This is a genomic window from Bacillus sp. LBA3-1-1.1 (assembly GCF_040676495.1).
GTDB lineage: Bacteria > Bacillota > Bacilli > Bacillales > Bacillaceae_G > Bacillus_A > Bacillus_A nitratireducens.
Genome location: NZ_JBEGIB010000010.1, coordinates 12,920 through 37,157, shown reverse-complemented (window position 1 = coordinate 37,157; position 24,238 = coordinate 12,920). Strand labels below are relative to the sequence as shown.

General features: G+C 37.6%; 24 protein-coding genes and 2 other annotated features. All 24 genes read left to right on the top strand.

Translation table 11 applies throughout. The annotated features are described in order from the left end of the window. Positions 1-58: 58 nt before the first annotated feature. The 24 genes from hemB to MRBLBA3_RS09975 all read left to right on the top strand — a co-directional run bounded on the left by hemB (position 59) and on the right by MRBLBA3_RS09975 (position 24,171). Complete coding sequence (gene hemB / locus MRBLBA3_RS10090; RefSeq protein ID WP_001087063.1) at positions 59-1,048, top strand: porphobilinogen synthase; 990 nt, start codon at positions 59-61, stop codon at positions 1,046-1,048. Next, a complete protein-coding gene (gene hemL, locus MRBLBA3_RS10085; RefSeq protein WP_000712930.1) occupies positions 1,048-2,337 on the top strand; it encodes a glutamate-1-semialdehyde 2,1-aminomutase in 1,290 nt (429 codons plus the stop codon). Before hemB ends, hemL begins: the two co-directional genes overlap by 1 nt. A 79-nt stretch (positions 2,338-2,416) precedes the next feature. Next, a complete protein-coding gene (spoVID, locus tag MRBLBA3_RS10080; protein WP_363381093.1) occupies positions 2,417-3,430 on the top strand; it encodes a stage VI sporulation protein D in 1,014 nt (337 codons plus the stop codon). 72 nt (positions 3,431-3,502) lie between these two features. Beyond that, entirely contained in the window at positions 3,503-4,528 is a 1,026-nt protein-coding gene (gene ysxE, locus MRBLBA3_RS10075; RefSeq protein ID WP_363381090.1) for a spore coat protein YsxE, read from the top strand. 135 nt (positions 4,529-4,663) lie between these two features. Further along, positions 4,664-4,895: a binding site (T-box leader), on the top strand. Positions 4,896-4,933: 38 nt separating this feature from the next. Further along, entirely contained in the window at positions 4,934-7,579 is a 2,646-nt protein-coding gene (locus tag MRBLBA3_RS10070; protein WP_000072220.1) for a valine--tRNA ligase, read from the top strand. A 94-nt stretch (positions 7,580-7,673) separates the two neighbouring features. Next, complete coding sequence (locus tag MRBLBA3_RS10065) at positions 7,674-8,975, top strand: bifunctional folylpolyglutamate synthase/dihydrofolate synthase (RefSeq protein ID WP_000582042.1); 1,302 nt, start codon at positions 7,674-7,676, stop codon at positions 8,973-8,975. A gap of 164 nt (positions 8,976-9,139) precedes the next feature. Further along, entirely contained in the window at positions 9,140-10,102 is a 963-nt protein-coding gene (locus tag MRBLBA3_RS10060; protein WP_000361025.1) for a hypothetical protein, read from the top strand. Positions 10,103-10,313: 211 nt separating this feature from the next. Next, positions 10,314-10,889, top strand: a complete 576-nt coding sequence (locus tag MRBLBA3_RS10055) for a Maf family protein (protein WP_000720483.1) — start codon at positions 10,314-10,316, stop codon at positions 10,887-10,889. Positions 10,890-10,939: 50 nt separating this feature from the next. Next, a complete protein-coding gene (radC, locus tag MRBLBA3_RS10050; protein ID WP_044737643.1) occupies positions 10,940-11,617 on the top strand; it encodes a DNA repair protein RadC in 678 nt (225 codons plus the stop codon). A 158-nt stretch (positions 11,618-11,775) separates the two neighbouring features. After that, the gene (mreB, locus tag MRBLBA3_RS10045; protein ID WP_000466737.1) at positions 11,776-12,795 is read left to right on the top strand and encodes a cell shape-determining protein MreB; all 1,020 of its coding nucleotides are present in this window, start codon (positions 11,776-11,778) and stop codon (positions 12,793-12,795) included. Between the two features lie 41 nt (positions 12,796-12,836). Next, a complete protein-coding gene (mreC, locus tag MRBLBA3_RS10040) occupies positions 12,837-13,688 on the top strand; it encodes a rod shape-determining protein MreC (protein WP_001135479.1) in 852 nt (283 codons plus the stop codon). Between the two features lie 14 nt (positions 13,689-13,702). Next, complete coding sequence (mreD, locus tag MRBLBA3_RS10035) at positions 13,703-14,248, top strand: rod shape-determining protein MreD (RefSeq protein WP_044737644.1); 546 nt, start codon at positions 13,703-13,705, stop codon at positions 14,246-14,248. A gap of 35 nt (positions 14,249-14,283) precedes the next feature. Beyond that, positions 14,284-14,970 carry a septum site-determining protein MinC gene (minC, locus tag MRBLBA3_RS10030; RefSeq protein ID WP_000391519.1) on the top strand — a complete coding sequence of 229 codons (687 nt, stop codon included), beginning with the start codon at positions 14,284-14,286 and terminating at the stop codon, positions 14,968-14,970. Positions 14,971-14,972: 2 nt separating this feature from the next. Next, positions 14,973-15,770 (top strand): septum site-determining protein MinD, encoded by a 798-nt coding sequence (gene minD, locus MRBLBA3_RS10025; RefSeq protein ID WP_000503308.1) that lies wholly within the window; start codon positions 14,973-14,975, stop codon positions 15,768-15,770. A 133-nt stretch (positions 15,771-15,903) separates the two neighbouring features. Further along, on the top strand, positions 15,904-16,650 hold the full coding sequence (locus MRBLBA3_RS10020) for a M23 family metallopeptidase (protein WP_000797460.1): 747 nt from the start codon (positions 15,904-15,906) through the stop codon (positions 16,648-16,650). After that, complete coding sequence (locus tag MRBLBA3_RS10015; RefSeq protein ID WP_044737645.1) at positions 16,643-17,503, top strand: M50 family metallopeptidase; 861 nt, start codon at positions 16,643-16,645, stop codon at positions 17,501-17,503. The genes MRBLBA3_RS10020 and MRBLBA3_RS10015 overlap by 8 nt, the downstream gene beginning before the upstream one ends. 194 nt (positions 17,504-17,697) lie before the next feature. After that, positions 17,698-19,107, top strand: coding sequence for an Rne/Rng family ribonuclease (locus tag MRBLBA3_RS10010; RefSeq protein WP_044737646.1), 1,410 nt, complete (start codon positions 17,698-17,700; stop codon positions 19,105-19,107). Between the two features lie 77 nt (positions 19,108-19,184). Continuing rightward, positions 19,185-19,262: a sequence feature (ribosomal protein L21 leader region), on the top strand. Positions 19,263-19,276: 14 nt separating this feature from the next. After that, a complete protein-coding gene (gene rplU / locus MRBLBA3_RS10005; RefSeq protein ID WP_000270907.1) occupies positions 19,277-19,585 on the top strand; it encodes a 50S ribosomal protein L21 in 309 nt (102 codons plus the stop codon). Between the two features lie 11 nt (positions 19,586-19,596). Beyond that, the gene (locus MRBLBA3_RS10000; protein ID WP_001973720.1) at positions 19,597-19,941 is read left to right on the top strand and encodes a ribosomal-processing cysteine protease Prp; all 345 of its coding nucleotides are present in this window, start codon (positions 19,597-19,599) and stop codon (positions 19,939-19,941) included. Positions 19,942-19,944: 3 nt separating this feature from the next. Then, positions 19,945-20,235 (top strand): 50S ribosomal protein L27, encoded by a 291-nt coding sequence (rpmA, locus tag MRBLBA3_RS09995; RefSeq protein WP_000944957.1) that lies wholly within the window; start codon positions 19,945-19,947, stop codon positions 20,233-20,235. Positions 20,236-20,298: 63 nt separating this feature from the next. Continuing rightward, positions 20,299-20,847: a sporulation initiation phosphotransferase B gene (locus MRBLBA3_RS09990; RefSeq protein ID WP_001003577.1), complete on the top strand. Its 549-nt coding sequence runs from the start codon at positions 20,299-20,301 to the stop codon at positions 20,845-20,847. Beyond that, positions 20,847-22,130: a GTPase ObgE gene (gene obgE / locus MRBLBA3_RS09985; RefSeq protein ID WP_000497118.1), complete on the top strand. Its 1,284-nt coding sequence runs from the start codon at positions 20,847-20,849 to the stop codon at positions 22,128-22,130. The genes MRBLBA3_RS09990 and obgE overlap by 1 nt, the downstream gene beginning before the upstream one ends. 261 nt (positions 22,131-22,391) lie before the next feature. Beyond that, positions 22,392-23,099 (top strand): response regulator transcription factor, encoded by a 708-nt coding sequence (locus MRBLBA3_RS09980; protein ID WP_000276713.1) that lies wholly within the window; start codon positions 22,392-22,394, stop codon positions 23,097-23,099. Further along, positions 23,089-24,171 (top strand): HAMP domain-containing histidine kinase, encoded by a 1,083-nt coding sequence (locus MRBLBA3_RS09975; RefSeq protein ID WP_044737647.1) that lies wholly within the window; start codon positions 23,089-23,091, stop codon positions 24,169-24,171. The genes MRBLBA3_RS09980 and MRBLBA3_RS09975 overlap by 11 nt, the downstream gene beginning before the upstream one ends. Positions 24,172-24,238: the final 67 nt, after the last annotated feature.

Sequence of the window (24,238 nt, the reverse complement as noted above, 5' to 3'; positions counted from 1 at the left end):
GTGGGGTCTTACTGCCCGCAAATAGCGGGATAAAATAAAAGAATGGGGATAGAAATCTATGAATTCTTTACAATTTAATCGTCATCGTCGCTTAAGACAAAGCGGGGGCATGCGTGCGCTTGTGCGTGAAACGTTTTTACATACGGAAGATTTTATTTACCCTATTTTTGTATTAGAAGGTGAAAATGTTCGTAATGAAGTTCCTTCTATGCCAGGCGTATATCAAATGTCTTTAGATTTATTGCAAGCTGAAATGCAAGAGGTTGTTGACTTGGGTATTCGTTCTGTTATTGTATTTGGTTTACCTGCTGAAAAGGATGAAGTTGGGTCATCAGCATATTGTGATCATGGAATTGTACAACGTGCAATTAAGCAAATTAAAGGTGATTTCCCTGAGCTAGTAGTAGTTGCGGATACATGTTTATGTCAATTCACAAGCCATGGTCATTGCGGTGTGATTGAAGATGGTATTATTTTAAATGACGAGTCTCTTGCAGTTCTTGCGAAAACAGCTGTAAGCCAAGCGAAAGCAGGGGCGGACATTATTGCACCATCAAACATGATGGACGGATTCGTAACAGCAATTCGCCATGCATTAGATGAAAATGGTTTTGGTCATGTGCCAGTTATGTCGTACGCTGTGAAATATTCATCAGCATTTTACGGACCATTCCGTGATGCGGCTCACGGTGCACCACAATTTGGTGATCGCAAAACATATCAGATGGATCCAGCGAACCGTATGGAAGCGTTCCGTGAAGCAGAATCAGATGTAATGGAAGGGGCAGATTTCTTAATTGTAAAGCCAGCTCTTTCTTACTTAGATATCATTCGTGATGTGAAAAATAACTTTAATTTACCAATCGTTGCTTACAACGTAAGTGGTGAATATTCAATGATTAAAGCGGCAGCGCAAAATGGTTGGATTAATGAAAAAGAAGTTGTGCTTGAAAAATTAATTAGCATGAAACGTGCAGGAGCAGACTTAATTATTACGTATCATGCGAAAGATGCAGCAAGATGGTTACAAGAAGGAGGCGCTAAATAATGAAAAAGTTTGATAAGTCTATTGCGGCGTTTGAAGAGGCACAAGACTTAATGCCTGGTGGCGTAAATAGCCCTGTTCGTGCCTTTAAATCTGTCGGTATGAATCCGTTGTTTATGGAGCGTGGAAAAGGTTCTAAAGTATATGATATCGATGGAAATGAATACATCGATTACGTATTATCATGGGGTCCTTTAATTCATGGTCATGCAAATGATCGTGTTGTAGAAGCTCTAAAAGCTGTTGCTGAAAGAGGTACAAGCTTCGGTGCACCAACAGAAATTGAAAATAAATTAGCAAAACTTGTTATTGAGCGCGTACCATCAATTGAGATTGTACGTATGGTTAACTCTGGAACAGAAGCGACAATGAGTGCACTACGTTTAGCTCGTGGTTATACAGGCCGTAACAAAATTTTGAAATTCATTGGTTGTTACCATGGTCATGGCGATTCGTTATTAATTAAAGCAGGCTCTGGTGTGGCGACGCTAGGTTTACCAGATAGCCCTGGTGTACCAGAAGGTGTAGCGAAAAATACGATTACAGTAGCTTATAACGATTTAGAAAGTGTGAAATACGCTTTTGAACAATTCGGTGATGATATTGCTTGTGTAATTGTAGAGCCAGTAGCGGGCAATATGGGTGTTGTTCCTCCGCAACCTGGATTTTTAGAAGGCCTTCGTGAAGTAACAGAGCAAAACGGTTCATTGCTTATTTTTGATGAAGTAATGACAGGATTCCGAGTTGCTTATAATTGTGGGCAAGGTTATTACGGCGTAACACCTGATTTAACTTGTTTAGGTAAAGTAATCGGTGGTGGCTTACCAGTAGGAGCATACGGTGGTAAAGCAGAAATTATGCGCCAAGTTGCACCAAGCGGACCGATTTACCAAGCTGGTACTTTATCAGGTAACCCGCTTGCGATGGCAGCAGGTTATGAAACGTTAGTACAATTAACGCCAGAATCATATGTAGAATTTGAGCGTAAAGCTGAAATGTTAGAAGCTGGCTTACGTAAAGCGGCTGAAAAACATGGCATTCCGCATTGTATTAACCGCGCTGGTTCTATGATTGGTATTTTCTTCACAGATGAGCAGGTTATTAATTACGATGCAGCAAAATCTTCAAACTTAGAATTCTTTGCGGCTTACTATCGTGAAATGGTAGAACAAGGTGTATTCTTACCACCATCTCAATTCGAAGGTTTATTCTTATCGACAGCACATAGTGATGCAGATATTGAAGCGACAATTGCAGCGGCTGAAATTGCAATGTCAAAATTAAAAGCTTAATTTATGAAAGAAAATCGCTCTCCATAAGGGGAGCGATTTTTTTTATTCATAAAGTAGGCTTTCCATACATAAATCTGTAATGACATATAGTTTGGGAGGGGGAAAAGAAGTGGCAACAGATCATTCATTACGATTTTCATTAAAAGAATCTGTTTGGTTCCAAAAAGGACAGGAAGTCGAAGAACTTTTGTCAATTTCGTTAGATCCAGACGTTGAGATAGAAGAGCTTGATCATGAAGTTATCGTGAGAGGGCAGTTAGATTTAACGGGAGAGTATGTTGCAAGGCAAGATGATTCAGCTTATTCATTAAGAGAGCTATCACCAGCAAAGGCAATTGATTATGTAGAAACAAGGGCAGACGGGGTTAATGAGCTTGTCCATTCCTTTCCGCTTGAAATATCAATTCCAAGAAATCGAGTGAAAGTCATTGAAGAATTATATGTATCAATTGAGGAATTTGATTATGAATTAAAGGAAAATGGTTGCTTACAATTGTTAGCGGATATATCTATTACCGGTTTATGTGACGAGGAAAGAATTGAGGAAGAGGAAGAAGAGGACGACACGACATATACTGAGTTAGAAGATGATTCAGAACAAGAGGATGAAAATAGACCCGTACCATATGTAGAAGAACCATCTTATAAGGAATCAGATGAGTGGGAAGATTACGCATTTGAACCGTTTCAACTAGAGGAAAGAAAAGAGCAGGAAGTAGAGGAAGAGGAAATAGAAGAACATGAATTTGTGGAGCGTGAAGAGGAGAAAGAAACAACGCCACAATTTGAATTGTTCGGACGAAAAGATTTCAAGAAAGAAAAAGCAAGAAAACAAGAAGAGCAAGAAGAAGAAGCGTACTCACAGCGAGATGAAAATGCGCTTTATTTAACGAAATTATTTACGAAAGAACCGGAAGAAGAATTTACAAAGTTAAGAATGTATTTCGTGCAAGAAGGGGATACGATTGAATCTGTTGCAGATCGTTATGAAACGACTGTACAAAACTTATACCGTGTAAATCAATCAGAAGATATATATTTGACTACAGGGCAAATTATATATATTCCTGTTTCAAAAGCAAAGGCGAAATAAGTGAGTGAGTTTTTTCACTCACCTCTTTTCTTTTCCTAGAAGCTATGTTTTGAACAAGAAAGGGTCATTCGTATGGATATGGAATTACGAAATCGTTATGAACCCATTGTCAGGCAATATAGATTGGATACGCAGCATATGGAAGAGCACGGAAGTGTAATGAAAATTTATACGAATCAAGGTCCGTATGCGTTAAAGAAAATACAAGATAGAAAATTAGAGCGGAATAATTTTTTGCATCACATTCAATACTTGAAAGAGAGAGGTTTTTCGAATTATGTACCTATTTATCATGCGACGGACGGAAATTATGTCTTAAGTGATGGGACATATAGTTATTATTTAATGCCTTGGTTAGAGCGTGCGGAAGGAAACGGTGAGGATAACGATCAATATCACAAAATGTTTCAGACGCTCGGAACGTTACATCAAAAAACGGTGAAAGAGGAGACGTATACAGAAGAAGAGTTAGAAAAACATTATACAAATATATCCGACCGTTGGGAAAATGATGGTGAGATGTTAGAAGAGTTTCTTGTAGAATCTGAAGCGAAGTGGTATATGTCTCCGTTTGAATTACAATATTGTACGTATTATCACCATGTTATGAGAGCTCGCGAGTTCGCAACAAAGCAATTAAATGAATGGCATGATGCGATGAAAGAAAAGGAAACAACACGTACTACTTTCGTTCATGGGAATGTATCGCTTAATCATTTTTTATTTGATTATGAGCGAAACGGCTATTTTATTAGTTTAGAAAAATCGCAGTTTGCAACGCCTGTGCAAGATATAGTAGGTTTTTATTCTCGGTCTTTAAACACATATCCAATTGCACGGAGTGACCGCTTTGAATGGTATCAAATGTATCAAAAAAATTTCCCGTTTACGAAAGAGGAGCAGCTTCTTATGTTTGCATATATGACGTATCCATCGCATTTTATTCGGCAAATTCAGTCGTATACGAAAAGAAGAGAGTGTCGTAATGAAGAAAATGAGCTCCACGGGGTGAAAAGTTTGCAGCAATCGCATTGGCTCGTTAGTAATACAGAATATTTCCTTTCGCAATTACAAGCTGCCCAGCAAGGGAACGGATGAAGAAGATAAGTAGGGAGAACCCTGCTTATCTTTTTTTTATTAGTTCCATAAAGAGATAAAAGCCGTAGTTTCAAATTTATCTTGACGAATAAGGTTTCGTTTTTTACACTATTGTATATAATAATTAACAATCATATAAATGCATTGAAGGGGAAGAGTATGACATGAAACGTCTTCAGAGAGGAGAATCATTAGCTGGGAGATTCTCTAGATAGTTATGTTAGAAGGTAGCCCTGGAGCATCTTTTCTGAACGGAATAGTTCTCATTAGGAAAAGACGGATTTGTCCGTTATCAAATTAAGAGTATAAGCAAATTTTGAATTTGTTTGTAAATAAAGGTGGTACCGCGATGTCCCTCGTCCTTTTTTGGATGAGGGGCATTTTTTATTTTAAGGAGGGAAAATAATGTCAAACACGGAAAAGAATTTACCAACTAAATATGATCATATGTCCGTTGAAGAAGGCCTTTACCAATGGTGGCTTGAAGGCAAATATTTCGAAGCAACAGGAGACGAGAAGAAACAACCATATACAATTGTAATTCCACCTCCGAACGTAACTGGTAAGTTACACTTAGGTCATGCTTGGGATACAACTCTTCAAGATATTTTAACTCGTACGAAGCGTATGCAAGGTTACGATGTACTGTGGCTTCCAGGAATGGACCATGCTGGTATCGCAACGCAAGCGAAAGTAGAAGGGAAACTTCGTGAAGAAGGTATTTCACGTTACGATCTTGGCCGTGAGAAATTCCTTGAAAAAGCTTGGGAATGGAAAGAAGAGTATGCTTCTCACATTCGTCAACAATGGGGGAAAGTTGGTTTAGGACTAGACTATTCTCGTGAACGTTTCACATTAGATGAAGGTTTATCTGATGCGGTTAATAAAGTATTCGTTCAATTATACGAAAAAGGCTTAATTTACCGCGGTGAATATATTATCAACTGGGATCCAGCAACACGCACGGCCCTTTCTGATATTGAAGTAATTCATAAAGAAGTTCAAGGTGCATTCTACCATATGAACTATCCGTTAACAGACGGTTCAGGGCATATTCGTCTTGCAACTACTCGTCCAGAAACGATGCTTGGTGATACAGCAGTAGCAGTTCATCCAGAAGATGATCGTTACAAACACTTAATCGGTAAAACAGTTACACTTCCAATCGTAGGCCGTGAGATTCCGATTATCGCTGATGAGTACGTAGAAAAAGATTTCGGAACAGGCGTTGTAAAAATTACACCAGCTCATGACCCGAATGACTTTGAAGTAGGTAACCGTCATGACTTACCACGTATCTTAGTAATGAACGAAGATGGATCGATGAACGAAAAAGCTGGTAAGTATAACGGCATGGATCGTTTCGAATGCCGTAAAGCATTAGTGAAAGACTTACAAGAAGCTGGCGTATTAGTAGAAATCGAGCCTCATATGCACTCAGTAGGTCATAGTGAGCGTAGTGGTGCAGTTGTTGAGCCTTACTTATCAACACAATGGTTCGTAAAAATGGCTCCACTTGCTGAAAAAGCAGTAGAGCTTCAACAGAAAGAAGAAGAAAAAGTAACGTTCGTACCAGAACGTTTTGAAAACACATACTTACGCTGGATGGAAAACATTCACGACTGGTGTATTTCTCGTCAATTATGGTGGGGACACCGTATTCCAGCTTGGTATCATAAAGAAACTGGTGAAGTATACGTAGGTACAGATGCACCAGCAGATATTGAAAACTGGAATCAAGATAACGATGTACTTGATACATGGTTCAGTTCAGCGTTATGGCCGTTCTCAACACTTGGCTGGCCGGATGAAGATTCAGCAGACTTTAAACGTTACTATTCAACAGATGCACTAGTAACTGGTTACGATATTATCTTCTTCTGGGTATCTCGTATGATTTTCCAAGGTTTAGAGTTTACAGGAGAGCGTCCATTTAAAGATGTATTAATTCACGGTTTAGTTCGTGATGAACAAGGACGTAAAATGAGTAAATCTCTTGGCAATGGTATTGATCCTATGGATGTTATCGAGAAGTACGGTGCAGATGCAATGCGTTATTTCTTATCAACAGGAAGTGCACCAGGCCAAGATTTACGCTTCAGCATGGAGAAAGTAGAATCTACTTGGAACTTCATTAATAAAATTTGGAACGCATCACGTTTCGTATTAATGAACATGGATGATATGAAGTATGAAGAAATCGATTTAACTGGTGAAAAATCAGTTGCGGATAAGTGGATTTTAACTCGCTTAAACGAAACAATCGAAAGCGTAACGCGTAACATGGATAAATATGAGTTTGGTGAAGCTGGTCGTTCATTATACAACTTCATTTGGGACGATTTCTGTGACTGGTACATTGAAATGGCGAAACTTCCACTATACGGTGAAGATGAAGCCGCTAAGAAAACAACTCGTTCTATTTTAGCTTACGTATTAGACCAAACAATGCGTCTATTACACCCATTCATGCCATTCGTAACAGAGAAGATTTGGCAACATTTACCGCATGAAGGCGAATCTATTACAGTAGCAGCATGGCCAACAGTTCGCGAAGATTTACAAGATACAGAAGCTGCGGCAGAAATGCATCTTCTAGTTGATATCATTCGCTCTGTTCGTAACATCCGTGCAGAAGTTAATACGCCAATGAGCAAAAAAGTTCAAATGCAAATTAAAGCAAAAGATGAGGCTGTACTTGCTCAACTTACAAAAAACAGCTCTTACATTGAGCGTTTCTGTAACCCAAGCGAATTAATAATTCAAACGGATTTACAAGCGCCAGAAAAAGCAATGACTGCAATCGTATCAGGTGCAGAGTTATTCTTACCGTTAGCTGATCTTATCAATCTTGATGAAGAGAGAGCACGTCTTGAGAAAGAATTTGAGAAGTTCGACAAAGAAGTAGAACGTGTACAGAAGAAACTTTCAAACCAAGGTTTCGTAGCGAAAGCTCCTGCAGCAGTTATTGACGGAGAGCGTGCGAAAGAGCAAGACTACCTAGAAAAACGTGAAGCAGTTCGCCAACGTCTAGCAGATCTTGAGAAATAAAATATTTTTTCAGAGACTCACTATATTGGTGAGTCTCTTTTCTTTGCGTATAATAGAAGTATGAAGGTTGTCTTTTGAAAGGGGAATAACATACGTGATACATACATACGAAGAAGCGATAGGATGGATTCATAGCCGATTGAAATTCGGGATAAAGCCAGGACTAGAAAGAATGCAATGGATGTTAGAAGAGCTCGGAAATCCAGAGCGCCATATAAAATGTGTTCATCTTGCTGGTACAAATGGAAAAGGTTCAACTTTAACATATATGCGCAACATGTTAGAAGGCGCGAAATATAAAGTAGGAACGTTTACTTCTCCGTATATTGAAACATTTAATGAACGTATTAGTGTGAATGGAACACCAATTGCAGATGAAGAGATTATTGAACTTGTAAAGATGGTAAAGCCAGTCGTTGAAAAACTAGACGAGACGGATTTAGGAGAAGCGACTGAGTTTGAAATTATTACTGTTATGGCAATTTGTTATTTCGGTAAAGTTAATTTCTGTGATGTTGTTTTATTTGAAACAGGGCTTGGGGGAAGGTTTGATTCTACAAATGTTATTCATCCTGTTCTCACGATTATTACGAATATCGGTCACGATCATATGCATATTTTAGGGAATACACTAGGAGAAATTGCATATGAAAAGGCAGGGATTATTAAATCAGGTGTTCCAGTAATTACTGGTGTACAAGATGAGGAAGCATTGCAAGTCATTCAAAAGGTTGCGAAGGAAAATCATGCAAACGTATATGAACTTGGCAAACAGTTTACATCACTACATAAACATTCTAATGAAGATGGGGAACATTTTGATTTTGCTTGTCCATTCGCCTCATTTGAAGATGTTCGGATTTCGATGAAAGGTATTCATCAAGTAGGCAATGCTACAGTAGCGCTTATGGCTGTAATGTATTTAAAAACATATTTATCATTTTTAATTAATGAAGAGGAAATGAAAGTTGGATTACAAGAAGCATACTGGATTGGTCGATTTGAAAAGTTACAAAGTAATCCAGATATCATAATAGACGGTGCTCATAATCCAGAGGGTATTGAAAGCCTTGTGAAAACAGTAGAGGCACATTACAAAGATAAAAATGTAGTAGTTTTATTTACTGCTCTTGGTGACAAACAGTTACATAACATGGTAGGGCAATTAGAAGCCATTGCCGATGAAATTATTTTTACAACATTCGCCTTTGATCGTGCTATTTCTGCTGACAAACTTGCATCGTATTCACAAAAAGAATCAAAATTAATTTTTGAAGATTGGAAAGAGGCAATTGATACGAAGATTGAAATGATAGGAGAAAATGATGTTTTCATCATAACAGGTTCTCTATATTTCATTTCCGAAGTTCGAAAATATATTTGCGAAAAAAACTAGATAGTATTTGCTATCTAGTTTTTTGTTCTACAAATGCAGTCAAATGCATACATATAAGATAATTATATAGGATAATTTGGCGAATTCCTCTGACAAATATCTCGTTTTTTTGTGAAATGAATATGATATGATGCGGACAACGATAAGAGGTGAGGTGTGAGTGTATGGACAAGCAATCACGAACGATCTCGGTGAAAGTAAATGGAACAGAAGCGAAGTATGAAGAAAAGAAGAAAGATGAGTTTGAATGGATGGTAGTCGAAAGTGAAAGACCGCAAAATGTTGTACCTTTTAAAAAAGAAAAGACATCGTCTATGGCACAATACCGAAAGAAATGGAGTACTACAATAATCGCAATCGTTGCAACTGCAATTATTATCGGTACTGTATTTGGGATGGGGATAATTCATTTATTAACTGGACAAGGGACAACAGGGGAAGGTACGGTAACGGCTTCGAAGCAGACAGGCAATGAGGAACAAAAGGTGAACGGAACGGTAGAACAAACAGTACCACCAAAGGAGGAAAAACAAAAAGCACAGGTAGGAGCTGCATTAGAACCGATGAAACTATTTTTCGTTCAAGGAGGGCTATATTCCTCTGAAGAAAAGGGACAGGCAGCTATTGAAGAGTGGAAAAGTAATGGGGGCGTCGCTGCTTTGAAACCGAGTGGTGATAAGTATGCGTTAGTTGTTGGTGTTGCAAGTGATGAACAAGCTGTGAATCAATTAATAGGCCAGTATAAGCAAGATGGTGTTTCAGTTTTGAAAAAAAATTGGGATATTACAGATAAAGCATTACTCAAAAATGATAAAGAAGTGGGTGGGTTTTTAGCGAAGGTACAGCCATTGTATACTCATTTTGAAAAATACGTTTTCGGTGTGCAAACTAGTGGAAAGAGTAACCCAAAAGATATAGAAGCAATCACAAAAGAGTGGAAAGCGCTTGAAAAAGAAGGGCAAAGTATGAAGCGTGAAGATGCGAAGAAGCTTTATACGTACACGTCAGTAGCTGTGCAAACAATTAAGGAAGGGAAGAGTGATAAGGAATCTGTAGCTAAATTAAATCAAGTTATTATTGACGGTTTACTTTCATATGAAAAAATAGTTTCACAAAAAGTGAAATGATAATAAGATGAAGGGGAAAGAAGTATTTATACTTCTTTCTTTTCTTTTGAATCTAGAGCAAAGTGCTTTCTTTGTGGGCAGAGTATAATCGTATTAAAAAAATGTTGTTTTGTTTAGAGAAAATAATATTTCTCTAATTTGTGGGGAAACTATTCTTTTGATACGATTGATAGGAATTGTTCTGCTTCATATGAGAAAGGAAGGAGAAAACATGAAAAAAATTATTTTAGCTTCAGGATCACCTCGGAGGAAGGAACTGCTTGAATTAGCTGATGTGCTATTTGAAGTTGTTGTTAGTGAAGTAGATGAGACGATTGGTGCATATTCATCACCTTCTGATATTGTTATGTCGCTTGCTTTACAAAAAGCATCTGCCGTAGCAGAAAATTATAGTGATGATATTGTGTTAGGTGCAGATACAATTGTTACATATGAGTCACGTATTCTTGGAAAGCCGTCTAATGAGGCTGAGGCGAAAGAAATGTTACAATTATTATCAGGGAAAACACATGAAGTATATACTGGTGTTGCGATTATATCAAAAGAGAAAACGGTAACTTTTTATGAGCGCACAGAAGTGACGTTTTGGGAATTAACAGAAGATGAAATTGACGCATACGTTGCATCGAAGGAACCACTTGATAAAGCAGGAAGTTATGGGATCCAAGGGAAAGGATCTATTTTTGTTCAGCACATTCAAGGGGATTATTATAGTGTAGTAGGCTTGCCAATTGCACGTCTTGTTCGTGAATTAAAACAGTTTGGTAGCGATGTAACCCATGCGTAAAAATTGCATGGGGTTTTCTTTGAGAGAACTAATAAAAAAGAGGTGAAGAAATGAACGGGATTCGTGATGTTGTGAAAGAGGAACAGCCACGGGAGCGTTTATTGTTGGAGGGAACTGGAAGTTTATCGAATCGAGAGCTTCTTGCAGTGTTACTCAGAACAGGTTCTAAAGAAGATACAGTTTTAACGTTATCAGATAAAATTTTACACCATTTTGATGGTTTACGAATGTTGAAAGACGCAACATTAGAAGAGCTGATAGGCATTCATGGTGTTGGGATTGCAAAAGCATCGCAACTTATGGCTGCCTTTGAATTAGGGAGAAGAATGGTTCGTTTAGAATATCGAAATAGATATAGCATTCGAAGCCCGGAAGATTGTGCGAGTTATATGATGGAAGAGATGCGTTTTTTACAGCAGGAGCATTTTGTGTGTTTATATTTGAATACGAAAAATCAAGTTATACATAGGCAAACAATTTTTATTGGAAGTTTAAATACGTCGATTGTGCATCCGAGGGAAGTTTTTAAAGAAGCATTTCGTCGTGCAGCAGCCTCTATAATATGTCTTCATAACCATCCCTCAGGAGATCCGGCGCCGAGCCGAGAAGATATTGAAGTAACAAAACGTTTAGTAGAATGCGGTCGAATTATCGGAATTGAAGTGCTCGATCATATTATAATAGGCGACCATAAATTCGTGAGTTTAAAGGAAAAAGGTCATATTTAAGACTATGCTTTTTACTTATTTTGTTTTATAATGTGATTTATGAGTTTTTTGTAGAAATTTATCTACAAAAAGGATACAGATATAAAAAAACGTACTGTTTTTATCATATAAAGTAAGAAAAAATGAGTCCGTGAAAACAAGAAAGGAAGATAAATAATATGTTTGGATTTGGTGGCTTTACTCGCGATCTTGGAATAGATTTAGGAACTGCGAACACGCTTGTATATGTAAAAGGAAAAGGTGTAGTTTTACGTGAACCTTCAGTAGTAGCGTTACAAACTGATACGAAACAAATCGTTGCTGTAGGTAGCGATGCAAAACAAATGATTGGTCGTACACCAGGAAACGTTGTGGCACTTCGCCCGATGAAAGACGGTGTAATTGCTGATTACGAAACGACAGCAACAATGATGAAATATTACATTCAACAAGCTCAAAAATCAAATGGATTCTTCTCACGTAAGCCTTACGTAATGGTATGTGTACCGTCTGGTATTACAGCTGTAGAAAGACGTGCAGTAATCGATGCGACTCGTCAAGCGGGTGCTCGTGACGCTTATCCAATTGAAGAACCATTTGCAGCGGCAATTGGTGCGAACTTACCTGTTTGGGAACCGACTGGTAGTATGGTTGTTGATATCGGTGGCGGTACAACAGAAGTTGCAATCATTTCTTTAGGTGGTATTGTAACAAGTCAATCAGTTCGTGTTGCTGGTGATGATATGGACGATTCAATCATTCAGTACATTAAGAAAAGCTATAACTTAATGATTGGTGAAAGAACAGCTGAAGCATTAAAATTAGAAATCGGTTCTGCAGGCGAGCCAGAAGGTATCGAGCCTATGGAAATTCGCGGTCGTGATTTAGTAAGTGGTTTACCAAAAACAGTACTAATTCAACCAGAAGAAATTGCAGATGCATTAAAAGATACAGTAGATGCAATTGTAGAATCTGTTAAAAATACGTTAGAGAAAACTCCACCTGAATTAGCGGCAGACATCATGGACCGTGGTATCGTACTAACAGGTGGCGGGGCATTACTACGTAACTTAGATAAAGTTATTAGTGAAGAAACAAATATGCCAGTTCTTGTTGCAGAAGACCCATTAGATTGCGTAGCAATTGGAACGGGTAAAGCATTAGACAATATCGATCTTTTCAAAACCGCTGCTCGATAATATTGCAAAATAAAAATCAGTAAAATTAAGAGGGTGTGAACGTGCCACAGTTTTTCTTAAACAAAAGATTAATTGTTTTGTTAGTTAGTATTATTCTTCTCGTGGCATTGATTGGAATCTCATTGAAAGAACGGAATAGTTTGACATGGCCAGAGCAGTTTGTTAAAGATACTGTCGGTGTTGTAGAGCGTGTATTCCAAAAGCCAGCGAAATACGTAGCTGGATTCTTTGAAAATGTGGAAGATGTAAAGCGCACGTATGAAGAGAATAAAGAATTAAAAGCAAAATTAGATAATTATGCAGAACTATCAGGAAAAGTAAAACAATTAGAAGATGATAAAAAGAAACTACAAGAGTTAACTGGTAAAACAGCGTTAAATAGCGGTTATACTGAAATTCCAGCTACTGTTGTTTCTCGTAATCCCGACAAATGGTACGATCTAGTTGGAATTGATAAAGGGGCACAGCAAGGAATTAAAAAAGATATGGCTGTAATAACTTCACAAGGTTTAGTTGGACGAGTGAAAAGTGTATCTCAGTTTACATCATCAGTAGAGTTACTAAGCTCTATGAGCCGAACAAATCGTGTCTCTGCTATCGTACAAGGTGATGAGAAAATCTTTGGATTGATTGAAGGTTACGACAAAGAAAAGCACTTACTTCTTTTCACAAAGATTGGCTCTGATGCGCCAGTAGCAAAAGATCAATTAGTTGTAACATCTGGACTTGGTGATATTTTCCCGAAAGGTCTTGTAATCGGAAAAATCGTTGATGTTCAGCCTGATCCATACGGTTTAACAAAAACAGCTTATGTAAAACCTGCTGCTGATTTAAATGACGTAGAGCATATTACGGTTGTCAAACGTGACACGCCTTCGGCGCCGTTAGAATAGGAGGGGAAGAAGAGATGATGAAGGTTTTAAAAAGAGCAGCTCTTCCTCTTTTGCTCCTTTTTATTTTTTTATTTGAAAATATGTTCTCTACTGTTGTTCCAACAGACGTCTTTTGGAAAGACAGTATAGCAGCACCGCATTTCTTTATAATTGTGTTATGTTTTATTACAGTGTACTATGGTCTGGTTCAAGGAATTTACTACGGACTATTATTTGGTTTCTTATTTGATACCGTATACACAGAACTTGTTGGTATATATATATTTGCTTATCCAATTTTGGCATATTTAGTTTATAGTGCGATGAAGGTATTGCAATTGAATTTATTTATTGTTGTTTCTATCGTATTAGCTAGCATTGCAGCATTAGAGTATTATGTGTATGGATTTTTAACTTTGTTAGGGCGTACTCACATGTCGGCGTATGTCTTTTTCACCGATCGTCTCCTTGCTACTTTATTGCTAAATGGAATTTTCTTATTGATAGTTTGTTTCCCACTGAGACGATATTTAGTGCGTCTTTCAAAAGCGATGGAAGAAAAAGAAAAAAGGATTTTCTAATTTTATGTCGAATTGAATCGGTGGGGTGAACTTTAGTGGAAGAAAAAAAGCAACAAAATGTAACGATAAAAGGGACAAAAGATGGAATAACACTTCATTTAGATGATTGCTGTTCATTCTCTGAACTATTAAAAGAATTGGATGAAAAGCTTTCTACACATTACTATGATGGTGACGGACGTTCTTTGATTGAAGTGCGTGTTAAAGTAGGAAATCGTTATTTAACAGAAGTACAACAAGAAGAGATTCGTACGTTAATTCGCAATAAGAAGAACCTTGTTGTGGAATCAATTGATAGTGATGTTATAACAAAAGCAGAAGCAATAGCTTGGAAAGAAGAAACAGAAATTGTCCCTATTTCCAAAATTGTTCGCTCTGGACAAGTGTTACATGTAAAAGGAAATTTATTATTAATTGGAGATGTTAATCCAGGCGGAACGGTTATCGCTGGGGGGAATATTTTTGTCGTGGGATCATTAAGAGGGATTGCACATGCGGGGTATGATGGAGATTCAGAAGCTGTGATTGCTGCATCTATTATGAACCCTATGCAACTCCGAATTAGTGATGTGACAATGCGGGCTCCGGAAGAGAAAGAGGACGGAGCGGAGGCGGCCGAATGTGCGTATATTAATGAGAACAATCACATTGTTGTCGATCGCCTGCAACTTCTCACTCATCTTAGACCTAATTTAACAAAGTTAGAAAGGGGAATTGTATAGCTGTGGGAGAGGCAATAGTAATTACATCTGGAAAAGGCGGCGTAGGTAAAACTACAACGTCTGCGAACATTGGTACAGCCCTTGCGTTATCTGGAAAGAAAGTGTGTTTAATTGATACAGATATCGGTTTACGCAATTTAGACGTAGTAATGGGGCTGGAAAATCGTATTGTATTTGATCTTGTTGATGTCGTTGAAGGGCGTTGTCGTTTACCTCAGGCTCTTATTAAAGATAAGCGTTTTGATGATCTTTATTTATTACCTGCAGCACAAACGAGCGATAAATCAGCGGTAACACCTGAACAAATGGATGAATTAATACAAGTATTACGTCAAGATTATGATTACATATTAATTGATTGTCCTGCGGGGATTGAGCAGGGATTTAAAAATGCTGTAGCAGGTGCGGATAAAGCAATCGTTGTAACAACACCAGAGGTATCCTCAATGCGTGATGCAGATCGTATTATCGGGCTTTTAGAGAAAGAGGATATTGAACCACCGAAACTTGTCATTAACCGTGTGCGTAGTCATATGCTTCATGAACAGGATATGTTAGATGTTGATGAAATCGTACGTACATTGTCAATCGAGCTTCTCGGTGTTGTCGAAGATGATGATGAAGTTATTCGTGCTACGAATACAGGCGAACCTGTAGCGTTGCAACCGAGCGGAAAAGCAGCAATAGCTTATCGCAACATTGCAAGACGTTTGTTAGGTGAGAATGTGCCATTACAAGCATTTGAACAAGAAAAAGTATCGGTATTTACAAAGATGAAAAATTTCTTTGGAATTCGTTAAAAGCACTTCGCATAAATGCGGAGTGCTTTCTTTTTTCTTCGCATGAATATCTTTCTTCCATAACTCATACATATGTACAAACTGTATATAACTGTTTCTATTTGAATAAGGCTCACTAAAGAAAGGAGACAGTATGAAGAATAGACGTGTGGAAGAAATTAAAAAGCGGATTGCGAAAAGGAAAGCAGAGCAAGAAAGGATGGAGGAAGATCAGTATTTTGCTGGAGGGGATTTTGATAGTGACACGGTATTTATTGAAGAAGGAGAGAAGGAAATTCACCCTCTATTTCGAAAAGAAGTTTTTCTCTTCAAAGTTTTGCTATCAGCAATATTAGTTCTCTCAGTTGCTATTTTATTTAAGAATGCACCTTCTTCTTTTGATGGTACTAGAGCTGTCACAGAAAAAGTTATGCAACAAGAATTTCAATTTGCTACTATATCGAAATGGTATGAAAAGCAGTTTGGAAAACCTCTCGTTTTCTTTTCTCCAAATGAGAAAAAAGAAAAGGCTATTCAGCAAAAGGATTATGCGATTCCTGCCTCTGGAAAGGTGATGCAAGGATTTCAAAAAAATGGCCAAGGTGTATTTGTTCAAACGGCTACAAATGCAACGGTTGAGTCAGTAAATGAAGGTGTAGTTGTTTTTGCGGGCAAGAAAGAGGAACTTGGAAATACAGTTCAAATTCAACACGCTGATGGCACGGAGTCCTGGTATGGAAATTTAAACGATATGTCAGTGAAGTTATATGATTACGTTTCAAAAAAACAAAAAATCGGAACGGTGAATAGTGACGAAAATAATAAAAACGGTAAATTTTATTTCGCAATGAAAAAGAATGAAAAATTTATTGATCCTATTCAGGTGATTTCATTTGATTAAATATAGAGATGTTTTAACGAAAATTACAGTGCATCCATTGTTTTGGGTTATTATCGTTATTGGTATTTTTACAGCGCGTTTTAAAGAGTTACTATTACTATTTTGTATCGTTTTAGTTCATGAACTGGGGCATGCTTTTGCAGCTGCATATTATAATTGGCGTATTAAACAAATTCAGCTTTTGCCGTTTGGTGGCGTAGCTGAGATGGAGGAACATGGGAATAAATCATTAAAAGAAGAATTGATTGTCGTTATGGCGGGACCGATTCAGCATATATGGATGATTGCAGTCGCCTATATTTTGCATCAAGCGGGCTGGGTAACTGATGATTTGTACCATTTCTTTGTATGGAATAATGTCATTATCTTAGGGTTTAATTTATTACCTATTTGGCCACTTGATGGCGGAAAAGTATTATTTAATGTATTATCATATCGTTTTCCGTATTTACAAGCACATGAAAAGATGATGAAATTGTCATGTGTTTTTTTTAGTGTAATATTAGGATGGCAGTTACTTTGGAATAGTAATAACATTATGATGTGGGTATTACTCGTTTTTCTAGTGATTTCTTTGTATCAAGAATGGAAACAAAGAAGGTACGCATTTATGCGTTTTTTATTAGAACGTTATTATGGGAATAAAAGAGATATTGAAAAGATCGCACCTATTGAGGTGCAAACAGAAGATCGCTTGTATACGATTTTCACAAAATTTCGTAGAGGATATAAACACTCTATTATCGTCCATGGAAAATATAAAGAGCATTACACATTGGACGAAAATGAATTGCTCTATGCGTATTTTGCTGAAAAACGAACAACCTCATCTGTTGAAGAATTAATTGGTTAGTGTTGACGACGACACTAACCTTTTACCCCGCATTAACGGGCAGTAAAACTCCCACCTCAAAATGTGGTTGGAGCAAAGAAGTTAGGTGGGAGATCAACTGCCCGTAAACGCCCGATTGGTTCAACTAATAATCAGTGGGGGATGAACAAAACCCCCACTGATTAAAGTTTCACTTTATATTGTAAGGAAAAGAAATGAAAAGTGAGGAAAGAATTTTGAAGACGTTATATATAAACTACACTGGTTCGGAAAAGCGTGTTGCGATAGAAGAGAAACAAAAAATTGTCGAGCTTTTATGGAAAAGGAATGAAGAGCAAGAGATTGTCGGGCATATTTATGTTGGGCGTATCGTAAGAACAATTGCTGGAATGAACGCAGCCTTTGTAAATATCGGATTAGAAAAACATGCATATCTTTCATACGATGATGTACCATCTTCATATCGCATACATGAAGGACAGGCGATACTTGTACAAGTTGTGAAAGAAGCAATTGATACGAAAGGGCCAAAATTAACGGCGAATATAGAATTTACCGGAAAATATGTTGTTTACATGCCGTATGATGAAATGCGCGCTGTTTCTCGGAAAATAAAAAATAACAAAAGAAGACAACAGTTACTCGAAATTGAAGTGAAAGGAACGGGTGGATACATTTTCCGTTCTGCTTCTGAAAAAGGAACAATTGATGAGATACAAGCTGAAATGCAAGGGTTGCAGCAGTTATATGAAGAATTAAAAAGAAAAGAAGAGCAAGGAAAGGCGCCGTTACTACTTCATCGACCAGCGACGTTTTTAGATCGTGTATTTCAGGAGAACCCAATTGAAACGATTGGAAAAGTAGTTGTAGATACGAGAAGTGTAGTAAAAGAATTAGAAGAAAAAGTAGGGGAAGAAAGAGTATCCTTTTACAATGAAAAATCTTCGATGTTTAACCATTTTGGAATAGAGCGTGAAATCGAGAAAGCACTTCAAAAAATTGTGTGGCTACCAAATGGTGCGTATCTAATTGTAGAACAAATGGAGACGATGACTGTAATTGATGTGAATACAGGTAAATTTACTGGAAAACAAAATTTACAAGATACTGTACTTCGCACAAATGAAGCGGCTGCTGAAGAGATTGCTCGTCAATTAAGACTGCGTGATATTGGCGGTATGATATTAATTGATTTTATTAATATGAAAAGACGAGAAGATAAAGAGAAGGTAAGAGAGAGTTTAATGTTAGCTTTACAAGATGATCGTACATATACGAGAGTACTCGGATTTACGGAATTAGGAATTTTAGAGATGACGCGTAAACGTAAGAAACATTCGTTACGTGACGTAGTATTAGAAGAATGTGTACCTTGTAAAGCGACGGGATATGTCATGTCTTATGAAACAATTGCGTATGAGTTAGAGAGAGAACTAATTACATATGGAAATATAGAAGATGAAGCAGTATTGATCGCTGCACCGAAAATTTTGCAAAAGCATTTCCTACAAAAAGAATTACAAAAAAATCTTCCATTTGAAATTTATTTCAAAGATGATATTATCGAAAAGTACGCTATTATCCGATTTGGAAGTAAGAAAGAAATTGTAGAACGGAAAAAATAGTTAGTAGAACTTTCATTGACAATAGTCAATGAATTATGGTAACATCTTTATGTTATAGTTTATAGCACCTAAACGGCTATATGCTACAACCGCACAAAACAGGTTCCCTAAAGACATGTATGTCTACCTCGTTTTTGGCGAGTCTTAGTAATTAAGAGGAGGTGCAAGTATGTACGCAATTATCGAAACAGGTGGAAAACAAATTAAAGTTGAAGCTGGTCAAGCAATCTACATTGAAAAATTAGATGTTGAAGCTGGTGAAACTGTTACTTTTGACAAAGTTCTTTTCGTTGGTGGCGAAAACGTTAAAGTTGGTAGCCCAGTTGTAGAAGGCGCAACAGTGACTGCTAAAGTTGAAAAACAAGGTCGCGCTAAGAAAATCATCGTTTTCAAATACAAAGCGAAAAAGAACAATCGTAAGAAACAAGGTCATCGTCAACCTTACACTAAGCTAGTTGTTGAAGCTATCAACGCTTAATTCAGGTTAACATGATTAAAATTACGATAAGTCGCACGAAATTAGGAAGTATCCAATCATTTAAAATGACTGGACATGCCGATTATGCGCCACATGGACAAGACCTTGTCTGTGCTGGAACTACAGCGGTTGTGTTTGGTTCTATAAATGCAGTGGAAGAGCTTTGTAATGTGCAAGCAACTATTGAACTCGGAAGTGATGGCGGATTCTTAACGTATGAATTGCCTAATGATTTAGACGTTCATGCAGCAGAAAAAGCACAAACGCTTTTAGAAGGATTGGTTGTTTCGCTTAAGACGATCGAACTTGATTACGGAAAGTATATCCGTTTAATAGAAAAAGTGCAGGAGGTGTAACGTATGTTAAGATTAGATCTTCAGTTTTTCGCATCTAAGAAAGGTGTAGGTAGTACAAAGAACGGTCGTGACTCTCAGTCAAAACGTCTTGGTGCTAAACGCGCAGATGGTCAAACGGTTTCAGGTGGTTCAATTCTTTACCGTCAACGCGGTACAAAAATTTATCCAGGTGTTAACGTTGGTCGTGGTGGCGATGACACTTTATACGCGAAAGTTGACGGCGTAGTACGCTTTGAGCGTCTTGGCCGTGACCGCAAACAAGTGAGCGTATATCCTGTTGCTCAAGAAGCATAAGAACTCACGGAAAACTCTAACCTGAGTGCAGGTTAGAGTTTTTCTATATTAAGGGGTATCTAAATGAATGAAAAATGGACAATTATAGATGCGTTGCGTCATTCAAGACATGATTGGCTCAATCGTATGCAGATGGTGAAAGGAAACCTTTCCCTTGGAAAAGTGGAAGAGATTCATAGTCTCATCGATCGTTTTGTCCAAGAAGCGAGACAAGAATCCAATCTGATAGGGCTATCCATGCCTTTATTTTCAGAGTGGATTTTAACATATAATTGGAAACAGCAGCCGTGCTTATTGGAGTACGAAGTATTAGGGAAATTACATAACTTATCTCACTTAGATGAGATTGTATGTACATGGACGAATCAATTTTTCTCAATGCTTCAGCATAGTTTAGACGTATATGTTGAAAATTATGTTTGTATCACAATTGAATGTGACGCGGAGAATGCTCGTTTCTTTTTTGATTTTCGTGGTAAGCTAACGAGTGTAGAAGAACTACAGAATTGGCTTGCGAACCAAAACAATAAATGGTATTCCATTTCTTATACAGTACGAGACGAAGAAGTCTCAGTTATATTACAACCAATCGAAAAAAGTGTGGTGAAATAATGTTTGTAGATCAGGTCAAGATATATGTAAAAGGCGGCGACGGTGGTAACGGAATGGTTGCGTATCGTCGTGAGAAGTATGTACCTAAAGGTGGCCCAGCAGGTGGCGACGGTGGTAAAGGTGCAGATGTTGTTTTTGTTGTTGAGGAAGGCTTACGTACATTAATGGACTTCCGCTACCAACGTCATTTCAAAGCTGATCGTGGTCAGCACGGAATGAGTAAAGGTCAGCACGGTCGTAAATCTGAAGATTTAATCGTAAAGGTTCCACCGGGAACAATAGTAAAAGATGAAAAAACAGGTGAAATTCTTGCCGATTTAGTAACGCATGAACAAACAGCTGTAATCGCAAAAGGTGGCCGCGGTGGCCGTGGTAACTCACGTTTCGCAACACCGACGAACCCAGCGCCAGAAATCGCTGAGAACGGGGAACCAGGTCAAGAACGTGATGTCACGCTAGAACTTAAAGTACTAGCAGATGTTGGACTTGTTGGATTCCCGAGTGTAGGTAAATCTACATTATTATCTGTTGTATCATCAGCGCGTCCGAAAATTGCAGAGTATCACTTTACAACAATCGTTCCAAATCTTGGTGTTGTTGAAACTGGTGATAACCGCAGCTTCGTTATGGCTGACCTTCCTGGACTAATTGAAGGCGCACATGCCGGCGTCGGACTTGGACACCAATTCTTACGTCATATTGAGCGTACACGTGTAATCGTGCACGTTATCGATATGTCTGGTTTAGAAGGCCGTGAGCCATATGAAGATTATGTAACAATTAATAGTGAACTAAAAGAATACAATATGCGTTTAACTGAGCGTCCACAAGTTGTTGTTGCAAACAAAATGGATATGCCAGGTGCAGAAGAAAACTTACAAGCATTTAAAGAAAAATTGGGAGACGAAGTGAAAATTTTCCCAGTCTCAGCTGTAACGAAACAAGGTGTTCGTGACTTACTATTTGAAGTAGCGAACTTATTAGAAACAACACCAGAATTCCCAATGTACGATGATGTAGAAGAATCTGAAGCAAGTGTAATGTACAAATTTGAATCTGAATCTAATTTTGAAATTACACGCGAAAGTGATGGCACATTTGTTATTTCTGGTTATGATATTGAGAAAACATTCAAAATGACAGACTTCTCACGTGATGAATCTGTACGCCGATTTGCTCGTCAAATGCGTGGAATGGGTATTGATGAAGCCCTTCGTGCACGTGGTGCAGTAGACGGAGATATTGTAAAAATTCTTGAATATCAATTTGAATTTATCGATTAAGACTGCCGAAATATGGCGGTCTTTTTTTTATCCCGCTATTTGTGGGCAGTAAAACTCCCATCTCAAAATTCAGCTGGAGCAAAGAAGTTAGGTGGGAGCCTTACTGCCCGTAAACGCCAGATTGGAGAGGGCTGATTAAAGTTTCACTTTATATCGTAAATGTCTGATTCATATAGGAAAAAATACCCACTAATTAAATTTTCAATTTATAATAGAACAAGGAGTGGTTTTGGAAGAATTTTTTATGGGGAGAAAATGAACATGTATAAAATATTAATTGTAGAAGACGATGAAAAAATCGCGGGAATACTAGAGGAGCATTTAGAAAGGTATGGCTATCAATCATTTAGAGCAAGTGATTTACGTCATATAAAAGATGAGTTCGTGAAAGTAAATCCTCATCTCGTATTACTGGATATTAATTTGCCATATTTTGATGGTTTTTATTGGTGTCGTCAAATCCGCAGTGTATCGAATGCACCAATTATTTTTGTTTCTGCAAGAACAGGGGAAATGGATCAAGTAATGGCGATCGAGAATGGCGGAGATGATTACATTACGAAGCCGTTCCATTTAGATATCGTAATGGCAAAGGTGAAAAGTGCACTTCGCCGTGGCTATGGTGAGTATGCCTCTGTTGCTGAGAGTGATTGTTTAGGTGTAAATGGACTGTTGTTATTTCCGTCCCAACACATTGTTGAGTGGCAGGGGCAACAAACGGAGCTGACAAAAAATGAATTTTACTTATTAGAGTGTTTAATGAAACAAGCAAATCAATATGTAACGCGCGAAGAACTGTTAGAAGCCCTGTGGGATGAGGTAGCTTTTGTTGATGATAATACATTAACCGTAAATGTAAAACGCGTAAGGAAGAAACTAGAGGAGCTAGGCATTAAAAATGCAATTGTAACGAAACGCGGATATGGTTATGCGCTTCTTACAGAGTGGGGAGAAGGGCATGAAGGTTAAAAATTACCTCATGGACCGCTTTTCTTTAATTCTTTCTTATATTGTTAGTCTTTGTTTATTTGGTCTCGTTTTGCAGTTGCAAAATCTTTTGGACAAAAAAACAATTGACTGGAGTACGTGGTTATATGGACTCTTATTAGGGACAGTTGTATTTACTGTATACCTCATTTACGATTACCGAAAACGGAGTGTGTTTTTAAAGAGGATCGAAAAGTATGTTACTGGCGGAAATACATTACATGACTCACTACTTATTGATACTTCTTATACGTCAGAGCAAGAGATGATTGTTGAATCGTTTACTCTATTGAGACAGCAATATATGAATGAAGTTCATAAACAACATGCGAAAGAACAACAGCAAATGATATTTATGAACCAATGGATTCATCAAATGAAAACACCAGTATCGGTTATAGAATTGCTATTACAGAAGTTTGGTAAGGAGCATCGTGAAGCAAGAGCAACAGTTGAAAGTATTCGCGAAGAAAATAATCGTATACTAAATGGTTTAGATTTAGCGTTACATATGGCAAGGTTAGAGCAATTTGCGAAAGATTATAAAGTAGAAGTAGTAAATGTGGTAGATATCATTCGAGGTATTATTAATGAAAATCGAAAATCCTTCATTCAATCGTCTGTATTTCCGAAAGTAATGTTTGATGAAGATACTTGTATGGTTGCATCTGATAGAAAATGGCTGAGTATTGCTATAGGACAAATTGTCGTAAATGCAATTAAGTATACGAAAATTTCAGAAGCAGAGAAAAAGGAAATTCAATTTCAAATTGAAGAGAAAGACCAAAAAGTGTTATTACATATTAAGGACAATGGAATTGGTATTCCAGAGCAAGATGTAAAGCGTATATTTGATCCATTCTTTACGGGAATAAATGGCCGTAAAACGAGAGAAGCAACTGGGATGGGTTTATATATTACAAAAGAAATTTGCGATAATTTACATCACGGTATTTATGTGCAATCAGCTGAAGGGGAAGGAACGACATTCACGTTCCAATTTGCAAAAGATGAAGAATATCATACATTAATGAGAAAAATGACAAAACTGTAAGATAACAAAACGTTTTGTAAGGGAAATCACTCGTTTCTTTTTCTTATTTTTCTTATAGTAAATGTAA

Bases quoted from the DNA above. Each gene is read 5' to 3' on its own strand.
- MRBLBA3_RS09975 (WP_044737647.1), top strand. From the start codon at position 23,089: ATGAAGGTTAAAAATTACCTCATGGACCGCTTTTCTTTAATTCTTTCT.
- radC (WP_044737643.1), top strand. From the start codon at position 10,940: ATGAACGGGATTCGTGATGTTGTGAAAGAGGAACAGCCACGGGAGCGT.
- ysxE (WP_363381090.1), top strand. From the start codon at position 3,503: ATGGATATGGAATTACGAAATCGTTATGAACCCATTGTCAGGCAATAT.
- rpmA (WP_000944957.1), top strand. From the start codon at position 19,945: ATGTTAAGATTAGATCTTCAGTTTTTCGCATCTAAGAAAGGTGTAGGT.
- rplU (WP_000270907.1), top strand. From the start codon at position 19,277: ATGTACGCAATTATCGAAACAGGTGGAAAACAAATTAAAGTTGAAGCT.
- mreD (WP_044737644.1), top strand. From the start codon at position 13,703: ATGATGAAGGTTTTAAAAAGAGCAGCTCTTCCTCTTTTGCTCCTTTTT.
- MRBLBA3_RS09990 (WP_001003577.1), top strand. From the start codon at position 20,299: ATGAATGAAAAATGGACAATTATAGATGCGTTGCGTCATTCAAGACAT.
- MRBLBA3_RS10020 (WP_000797460.1), top strand. From the start codon at position 15,904: ATGAAGAATAGACGTGTGGAAGAAATTAAAAAGCGGATTGCGAAAAGG.
- obgE (WP_000497118.1), top strand. From the start codon at position 20,847: ATGTTTGTAGATCAGGTCAAGATATATGTAAAAGGCGGCGACGGTGGT.
- hemB (WP_001087063.1), top strand. From the start codon at position 59: ATGAATTCTTTACAATTTAATCGTCATCGTCGCTTAAGACAAAGCGGG.
- MRBLBA3_RS10055 (WP_000720483.1), top strand. From the start codon at position 10,314: ATGAAAAAAATTATTTTAGCTTCAGGATCACCTCGGAGGAAGGAACTG.
- hemL (WP_000712930.1), top strand. From the start codon at position 1,048: ATGAAAAAGTTTGATAAGTCTATTGCGGCGTTTGAAGAGGCACAAGAC.
- MRBLBA3_RS10010 (WP_044737646.1), top strand. From the start codon at position 17,698: ATGAAAAGTGAGGAAAGAATTTTGAAGACGTTATATATAAACTACACT.
- MRBLBA3_RS10000 (WP_001973720.1), top strand. From the start codon at position 19,597: ATGATTAAAATTACGATAAGTCGCACGAAATTAGGAAGTATCCAATCA.
- MRBLBA3_RS10070 (WP_000072220.1), top strand. From the start codon at position 4,934: ATGTCAAACACGGAAAAGAATTTACCAACTAAATATGATCATATGTCC.
- MRBLBA3_RS10060 (WP_000361025.1), top strand. From the start codon at position 9,140: ATGGACAAGCAATCACGAACGATCTCGGTGAAAGTAAATGGAACAGAA.
- spoVID (WP_363381093.1), top strand. From the start codon at position 2,417: ATGACATATAGTTTGGGAGGGGGAAAAGAAGTGGCAACAGATCATTCA.
- mreB (WP_000466737.1), top strand. From the start codon at position 11,776: ATGTTTGGATTTGGTGGCTTTACTCGCGATCTTGGAATAGATTTAGGA.
- MRBLBA3_RS09980 (WP_000276713.1), top strand. From the start codon at position 22,392: ATGTATAAAATATTAATTGTAGAAGACGATGAAAAAATCGCGGGAATA.